Source organism: uncultured Capnocytophaga sp. (assembly GCF_938029845.1).
Classification (GTDB): domain Bacteria; phylum Bacteroidota; class Bacteroidia; order Flavobacteriales; family Flavobacteriaceae; genus Capnocytophaga.
Map to the genome: position 1 here is coordinate 1 of NZ_CALHGG010000130.1, position 6,376 is coordinate 6,376.

Sequence of the window (6,376 nt, forward strand, 5' to 3'; positions counted from 1 at the left end):
CTTGTTGATATCCTTTTGTAAAAGAAAAAACTTCAAAAGAGGAAAGCAACGGCAGTCCTACTGTTGCCAATCCTGTTTTCTTGATAAATTCCAATCGTTTCATAAGTGCTTAGTTTATTCTTGCAAGTTGTTTTTCGTTTGGACAAATGTATAAAATATTACTTAAACGAGCAAACTTTCAAAAAAAATACTTATATTTGCGACAACTAAATAAATATACAAAAATATATGGTAAGAAAAACCCTTTCACTATTAGGAGTATTTATTCTCCTTCTGGTAAGTGCTTGTTCAGCACCCAAGAAAACAGCTTATGGCCATACCAAAGGCGTACTCGCTAAGCATGGTATGGTAGTGAGTGCCAAGGAAGAGGCCTCTCAGATTGGTCTCTCTATCCTTAAAAAAGGAGGAAATGCCTTTGATGCCATGGTAGCTACCGAACTAGCATTGGCAGTGGCTTACCCTAATGCAGGAAATATCGGTGGAGGTGGCTTTATGGTCTATCGCTTAGCCAATGGTGAAAAAGGTGCCTTGGACTACCGTGAAAAAGCTCCTAGTAAGGCACACCGTGATATGTACTTGGACGCCAATGGAAAAGTGATTCCTGACAAAAGTACCCTAGGTGCCTTGGCTATAGGCGTACCTGGGACTATTGATGCGCTCTTTGAAGTACATAAGAAATTCGGCAAGCTCCCTATTGCTGACCTTTTCCAACCTGCTATTGATCTGGCTCGTAATGGAGTGGTTATCACACCCCTACAAGCTGATTTCTACATGGGGAAAAACCTTGCTGAGATTAAAAAGGCTAACAACTATACCACTATCTTCGAAAACGGCTGGAAAGCTGGCGAACGCTTTAAGTATGAAGAACTTGCCCAAACCTTGGAACGTATCCGTGACAATGGACGTGCTGAGTTCTACGAAGGGGAAACAGCCCGACGTATCGTGGATTATGTACAAGAATTAGGAGGTATCCTCTCCCTTGAGGACCTAAAAAACTACCACTCTCAGTGGCGTACTCCTATTACTTTCAATTACAAGAATTACACTATCTCCTCCATGCCACTCCCTTCCAGTGGTGGAATCTGTATCGCACAGATACTCAAGTCGGTAGAGCCTTATAAGATAGGACAATACGCTCACAATGGCGAGCAATATGTACAGCTATTGGTGGAGGCAGAGCGCCGTGCTTATGCCGATAGGGCTTATTTCTTAGGCGATCCTGATTTTGTAAAAGTTCCTACCGAAACCCTCCTCTCCCCTGACTATCTAAAGGAGCGTATGCGCTCTTTCTCTTGGGATAGAGCAAGCAAGTCCAGCGAGATTGCCCATGGCAAGGTGGTAGGCTATGAGAGTGATGAGACTACCCACTACTCTATCGTGGATAGCGAGGGCAATGCTGTAGCAGTGACCACCACCCTCAACACCAATTATGGTTCCAAAGTATATGTAAAGGGCGGTGGTTTCTTCCTCAATAACCAAATGGACGATTTCAGTATCAAGCCAGGCGAACCTAACACCTACGGACTTGTAGGCTCTGAAAAGAATGCCATTGCACCGAACAAACGTATGCTTAGCTCCATGTCACCTACCATAGTAGAGGAAAATGGCAAGCTCCGCATGGTTATTGGTACCCCTGGAGGCTCCACTATCATTACCTCCGTGCTCCAATGTATGCTCAATGTATTTGAATATGGCATGACTATGCAGGAGTCCGTAAGCAAACCTCGTTTCCACCACCAATGGTTACCCGATGATGTGATGTTCGAACCCAAAGGATTTGATCCTGCCGTTATTGCCAAGCTAAAGGCAAAAGGCTATGTCCCCAAGGAAGAAAATTTTGTCATCATCGGTCGTGTAGATGCCATTTTGGTTGAGAAAGATGGTACCTTAGAAGGTGGTGCAGACCCGCGTGGAGACGATGTAGCAGCAGGTTACTAAACTACAAAAATATATAAAAGCAAAAAAAAATATGTTTTTTGTTTGGTAATTAAAAATTTTTTTCTAACTTTGTCCCCGAATTAATGAAGAGTGCAAACAGCAAATATATGACTGGATATGTAGGTGAAGAGTAATTAATAATCAACCATTGATAATTAACCATTAAAATGATTTTTATTCAAAGAAATAACATGATGTGTTGCCTAATGCCTTACCCCTAGTAAGACATCATGATTTCTTTTGCCCATAGTTTAAAATCCTAAAAAAGAAAGTAATGATGTACATCATTACTTTCTTTTTTATTACTCAGTCTCCAAAAATCCATAGTAAGAAAAAAAGAAGCTTTAACAATAGACAATTAACCGTTAACAATTAAAATTAAAAAATGAAACTAAAACCCTTCCTCAGCCTCCTTGCCTTTCTTGTGGTAAGTATTGCAGGCGCACAAACCCTCAAAGGAAAAGTTATTGACGACCAAAACGAACCTCTCTTGGGCGTTACTATCTTGGTCAAAGAAGTACCCAACAAAGGGGCTACCACCAACGAAAAAGGGGAATTTAGCATCAATGTGACTCCTAATCAGACCCTTGTGTTCTCCTATATTGGTTTCCAAAGCAAGGAAATCAAGGTAGGTAAGCAGAAGAATTTGGTAGTCACCCTCATAGGTGAAGCGGAAGAACTCCCCGAGTTATTGGTTGTAGGCTCCCGTGCAGGAGGGCGTACGAAAATTGACAGCCCTGTCCCTGTAGATGTCTTCGATGTGGCTAAAACTAGCAAGACACAACCACAGGTGAACCTTAACCAGATTCTCAATAGCATTGCCCCCTCTTTTACCTCTACCACTCAAGTAGTTTCTGATGGTTCCGACCACCTAGATCCTGCCCAATTGCGTGGCTTAGGCCCTGACCAAACGCTCGTATTGCTCAACGGAAAGCGCCGCCACACCTCCGCCTTTATCAATGTAAATGGTACTCCTGGGCGTGGTACCGTAGGGACTGACCTGAACACCATTCCCTCCTTTGCCCTCTCCAAAATAGAGGTGTTGCGCGATGGTGCTTCTGCTCAATATGGCTCCGATGCTATCGCTGGGGTGATGAACCTTGAACTTAAGAAGGACAAAGGACTCTCTGCCCAAGTAAGCTATGGCGGACACCTAACCCCTACCGCTAACGACCATCGTGGTAATTTCGATGGCGGACAAGGACAATTGGATATCAACTATGGTACCGAATTGGGCAAAAAGGGAGGTTTTCTGAATTTTACCTTCTCCGCTCAGTTCCGTGACAAGACTCACCGTGCAGGTACCTTTGACGGAGAGATATTCAACGCCTACAACGCTATAGAACGCCGCGCCCTCAACCATGGGGATAATCTTTCCCACTATTTTAGCAATATCAATGTAAATGCTGACCCACGCCTATTGGGGCTTATCAAGGGATATGCAGGAGAAGTGGACTATTTTGATAGTAGTTATCTCGCTCAGATACAAAGCGCTAACTCTATAGCCGACTTACAACCTATTCTCAAAAAAGACTTTACCGAGCAGGAACTTGCCTATCGTGGTCTTAACCGCAAGGACTATAACATGCATGTAGGACAATCCAGCCTCTTGGGTACTCAATTCTTCGTCAATGCTGCCTTCCCTGTCTCTGATAATTGGGAAATCTATGCCTTTGGCGGACAGAGCTACCGCTATGGAGAGGCAGGAGGTTTCTTCCGCCGTCCTAACCAAGCACGTACCTTCACAGGACTATACCCCAATGGCTACTTACCTCAAATCACTACCGATATACAGGACTCCTCTATCTCGGCAGGTATCCGAGGGGAAGCAGGTAAGTGGCACCTTGACTTAAGTAATACCTTTGGTCGCAACGAATTTGCTTATACGATCAAGAATACAGGCAATACCAGCTTGCGCTTTGCCTCTCCTGATTATTTTGATGCAGGAAAGTTGCGTTTTGCACAGAATACAATCAACTTAGATCTCTCTCGTCCTGTTGAGCTGTTCCACAAGTCCAATATATCTTTTGGGTTAGAACAACGCCATGAGTCTTATAGTACCGTCGCAGGAGCTGAAAACTCTTATGCTACCTATGATATTACAGGGGGCGTACTTCCTCTAAGTGCTCCTGCCTCACAGAAGGTTACGGATTTCTTTGGCAATGCCCTCCCTGGAGGGGCTCAAGTACTCCCTGGTTTTAGAGAGGAAAGCGCCCTTACCAAAACCCGCAATGTATGGGCTGGTTATGGAGAGTTCGAAACCGATATTACCCAATGGCTATTGGCTAATGCAGCGATGCGTTACGAACATTATTCTGACTTTGGAAATACCTTCAACTACAAGCTCGCCACTCGTGTAAAACTCTTTCCTCATGTGAATCTCCGTGCGGCTGCCTCCACCGGATTCCGTGCCCCCTCTATCCACCAGTTGTATTACACCAATATCAACACCTTACAGATCAATGGGGTATTACAGGAAACAGGAACTTTCAACAACATCTCCCGTGCAGCAGAACTCTTTGGGATAGAGAAGTTACAAGAAGAAAAATCTAAATCACTCAGTGCCGGTTTTGCTGTCAAAATCCCCAAGGCAGGCCTTTCCCTTAGTGCCGATGCTTACTTTATCCGTGTAGACGATCGTATTATCCTCACCGAGGCGTTTACTCGCCCTGCAGGAAACAGCCCTGCCGAGAATGAACTCAAGCAGATTTTTGACCAAGCCAATGTAAGTACTGTACAATTCTTCTCCAATGCGGTAGATGTAGAAACCAAAGGAATAGATGTGGTAGTAAGTCACTCCCTACAAGCGGATAAGTTCACCCTAAACAATGATTTTGCTTTCAACCTTACCCAAACCCGTAAGGTAGGAGACATACACACCCCAAGAGCTATCAAAGCTGCAGGATTGGAAGAAAAATTCTTCTCCGAACGCTCTCGTGTACTCTTGGAAGAGGTAATTCCTCGCTTCAAGGCGACCCTTTCCCACAACCTTACCATAGGCAAATGGAATGGCTACTTACGCAATACTTACTATGGAAAGGCAACAGGTCCTGATGTTATAGCTGCTGACAAGCGTATAGGTGATTTCGTATTCGATGAGCGTGGACACCAAGTAATTCGTGGCAAAGTGATCACTGACCTATCGGTAGCTTACAACTTTACCCCTAAGACTTCTCTTACTCTTGGTGTAAATAATCTTTTTGACCTTTACCCAGAGAAGAACGTCAAGGCCAATAACAATAATGACCAATTTGTCTATTCTCGCGCCACTTCCCAATTTGGATTAAATGGTCGCTATGTATTCCTTCGTGCTACTTTCAATGTGTTTTAGGAAAGTGAATAACAAAGACAGCGTTTTGTAAGAAAGGCAATTTGCCTATAAAATAACGTGAGTTCGATATAACGAAAACCATAATATAATAATAGACCCAAAAGCAGAGAGGCTACCTCAAAAAGGTAGCCTCTCTTTATTTATTAGATCTTCTAAGTATGTATCATCAATATTATGTAATTAGCTCATAATAGTCTAACCACTAACAACTAATCACTAACCACTATTTCTTATACTTTTCTATAATCCTTCTTGCTCTTTCCAAAGCCTCTTCATTGGAGATATTGGAGGCATTTTGGTGAAGGGTACTACTTATAGGAGTCTGATAGGTTGGGGTAGGTTCTTCCTTATGATAAGTAGCCTCTTCGGAAGTTGTTGTAATAGTCTGAGGTACCAAAGGATTCGTAGAACTCAAAGGGTCAACTGTACTAAAAGTATGAGTACTCTCCACAGAAGTTGTTGTGCTCTGAGAGATCGCAGGACTATGAGTTATAGGAGCTGCTATAGGTTCTGGAGTTACAGGAGGAGCTATGGGCTCTGGAGCTACAGGGGGGGCTATTACAGGAGTAGTTGTAAAAGCCATAGGGCTATGAGTGGTTGTAGCACTTTGAGGTTCAGGAGTATGGGTTACCTCAGTAGTAGTGAATGCCATAGCAGGGGCAACAGGTGCTGTAGGAGCAGCTGGAGCAGGTGCAGGGGTTACAGGTGCAACTGGAGCAGCAGGTTTCTCCATATACCTTTCCTTCAGTCCTCGGTTGATAGTTTCCAACTCTTCTATCCTGATTAACAGCTTATTATAGGTATCTTTGGTAATCACTATCATCTCTCCTCCCTTCTTATCAGTAAGGAAGAGCGGCTCTGCCAAAGGTAGCTCAATTTTGAAAAGTTGCTCATTTTCTTTCAGTGGAGTCTCCTTTACTTCTTTCTCCTGCAAAGAAGCTGCATAATCTTCCACACTATGGGGAACGTCTATTTCTATCCCTATATTAGACAAAGCATTGATAACCAACTGATATTGTTGAAAATCCAACTTCTCTTTTAATGGAATCGTATTACTCATAATCGTTATATTTTGGGCAAAGGTATAATAAAAAATTTAAAAAAACA

Annotated in this window: 3 protein-coding genes; 2 read left to right on the forward strand and 1 reads right to left on the reverse strand. The window is 43.2% G+C overall.

The annotated features are described in order from the left end of the window. Window positions 1–228: 228 nt before the first annotated feature. Window positions 229–1,938, forward strand: a complete 1,710-nt coding sequence (gene ggt / locus Q0625_RS09275) for a gamma-glutamyltransferase (protein WP_298826230.1) — start codon at window positions 229–231, stop codon at window positions 1,936–1,938. A 385-nt stretch (window positions 1,939–2,323) separates the two neighbouring features. After that, the gene (locus Q0625_RS09280) at window positions 2,324–5,269 is read left to right on the forward strand and encodes a TonB-dependent receptor (RefSeq protein ID WP_298826233.1); all 2,946 of its coding nucleotides are present in this window, start codon (window positions 2,324–2,326) and stop codon (window positions 5,267–5,269) included. A 223-nt stretch (window positions 5,270–5,492) separates the two neighbouring features. Here the strand turns inward: Q0625_RS09280 and Q0625_RS09285 are convergent, their stop codons facing one another. Next, window positions 5,493–6,329 (reverse strand): hypothetical protein, encoded by an 837-nt coding sequence (locus Q0625_RS09285; RefSeq protein ID WP_298826236.1) that lies wholly within the window; start codon window positions 6,327–6,329, stop codon window positions 5,493–5,495. Window positions 6,330–6,376 lie beyond the last annotated feature (47 nt).

Bases quoted from the DNA above. Each gene is read 5' to 3' on its own strand.
- Q0625_RS09285 (WP_298826236.1), bottom strand. From the start codon at position 6,329: ATGAGTAATACGATTCCATTAAAAGAGAAGTTGGATTTTCAACAATAT.
- Q0625_RS09280 (WP_298826233.1), top strand. From the start codon at position 2,324: ATGAAACTAAAACCCTTCCTCAGCCTCCTTGCCTTTCTTGTGGTAAGT.
- ggt (WP_298826230.1), top strand. From the start codon at position 229: ATGGTAAGAAAAACCCTTTCACTATTAGGAGTATTTATTCTCCTTCTG.